Raw genomic sequence first — 1,809 nt, forward strand, 5'->3', positions numbered from 1 at the left:
TTTTGAAGCTCTGGACACCTCGTATCATACCAGGGGGGCTCTTTTTTGTGCAAACCTCAAATTTCCTTCATTACAGGAATGCTCCTTGTTTTGGCTAATTAGCCAGCTTCTTATTGCTGCTGCATGTATCCATGTCATACCGCCCCTTGCCTGAATTCTTCTCACGATTTTTGCTACGATCCGCTCTGAGAGTCTTTTGCCATAAAGTGCCCAGTTCATCCAGTCCTGAACATCTTCCTTCTGCATTTCCTTTCTGCCGTCACGGTACATGCACGCCGCCAATAAATAAATGCTGGCCGGTTTTGGCGCTCCCACAATTTGTTGTGCATCAAAAAATTGCCGGATTTGGTTTTTCACCTTCCATACAGGCGGCTCTGCATAGTCGCGGACAACCATTCTGGCCTTGTTTGCTGAAAGTGCTAAAATACATATACGATCTAAAGAACCGTGATTTTCGGCCCGTTTGAACGGCGATGATAGAATTCTCCGGACTGCAACAGGATCCGGGTCGGATAGAAACGTAAACATGCTGGTCGTTTCCGGATCGTTTTGCCTTGCCCAATAAACGTATGTTACATTGCCGATTTCCATCATATGCGGGCCGCCGTGCTGCTTTTTGTTTGCATATTTTCTCAATAAGTACGAGAGCGCTTGCCCGTATTTTTGTTCACATTCAAAACAAGTAGGTGCAATCTCCGAGTTTTCCAATCCGTATGAAAGATAGGCACTTTCATTGGCAGAAATAAGCTTTGTCCTTTCTTTTCCCACAGAAAATTCAATGGTATGGCGTTTTACTGCCGGTGCAGAACGTCCGCAAATGAAGCAAACACTATCGTTCTCTTCCTTTGAGCTATTCTTTATTAGAAAATCCTCCCAAAACTTTTTTACTTTATTGTCTTCATGGGGAAAATCGCCCGCTTCCGTCCGAAACAAGATCACATCAGTAGATTTCATACCGTCTGGAATCTGCCAGTCTTGCCTTTCCAATATCTGCACGATCTTTTGAACAAGTTCATTGCGTGTGGCCTCACAGCATTCTTTCAATAACTTCATATATGCAAGGTGGCATTCCGCTGCTCTTTTTGCATTGGCGGGATTTTTAGGCAGCTTGAATACATACTCCGCCTTGTCAGTAAGCAAAATAGGCGACACACCCGATGCACGGCTGCGATTCGGGATAACACGCTGTTCCCCCCGATCAGCCTGAATAAATTCAAAACGGTCATCATGTGTAATTACAACAAACCATTGATAACTTCTCCGGGCATATCCGACAGGCGGCAAATCATTGGCATGCTGTTCGGCGAACTCCACCAATCTGCGCATATACATTCAGCCATCCACCTCCTTATATAAATACTCGGGCACATGCAATATACCCCGGTCCAATTTGGCATTAAAGAAATAGGGGATCGCACGCGCATTTTTTTGTCCGGGATCTGCGGGATATTTTAAGTCGAATAACATTGGGCCAATATCCATTGTATCGGGTATTGCCTGATCATCGTCTTCAGGCAGGGAAAAGTGAAGTGAACATTCCCTTGTCCCGAGATAAGGGCGATAAAAGCACTGCCCTTTGGCCACTCTCCGCAAAAACATGGATGCATACTTCCTCTTATTTTCCATCGTCGGGTTCATTAGATGCATTTCTGCCGTTATAATATAGGCAACATCTCGCAGCATGATTGAATGGCGTAACTGCCGGTCATCATCTGTGAAATAGTATGTGTAAAATTTTACTCGAAGGGCAGATGAGTGGAAAAAAATGGGAAGACGCTCTATCATTTAAATGTACGCTTGTGGGCGAAT

2 protein-coding genes are annotated in these 1,809 nt (G+C 44.7%); both read right to left on the minus strand.

All coding sequences use genetic code 11. The features are described from left to right. Positions 1–24 precede the first annotated feature (24 nt). A complete protein-coding gene (locus IC21_RS03805; protein WP_155116789.1) occupies positions 25–1,332 on the minus strand; it encodes a type I-C CRISPR-associated protein Cas8c/Csd1 in 1,308 nt (435 codons plus the stop codon). Beyond that, on the minus strand, positions 1,333–1,785 hold the full coding sequence (locus IC21_RS03810; protein ID WP_029143127.1) for a type I-E CRISPR-associated protein Cas5/CasD: 453 nt from the start codon (positions 1,783–1,785) through the stop codon (positions 1,333–1,335). Between the last annotated feature and the right edge of the window lie 24 nt (positions 1,786–1,809).

It is taken from the genome of Heyndrickxia coagulans DSM 1 = ATCC 7050, assembly GCF_000290615.1.
GTDB lineage: Bacteria > Bacillota > Bacilli > Bacillales > Bacillaceae_C > Weizmannia > Weizmannia coagulans.

Excerpts from the sequence above, each read along its gene's own strand:
- IC21_RS03805 (WP_155116789.1), bottom strand. The coding sequence starts at position 1,332 with ATGTATATGCGCAGATTGGTGGAGTTCGCCGAACAGCATGCCAATGAT.
- IC21_RS03810 (WP_029143127.1), bottom strand. The coding sequence starts at position 1,785 with ATGATAGAGCGTCTTCCCATTTTTTTCCACTCATCTGCCCTTCGAGTA.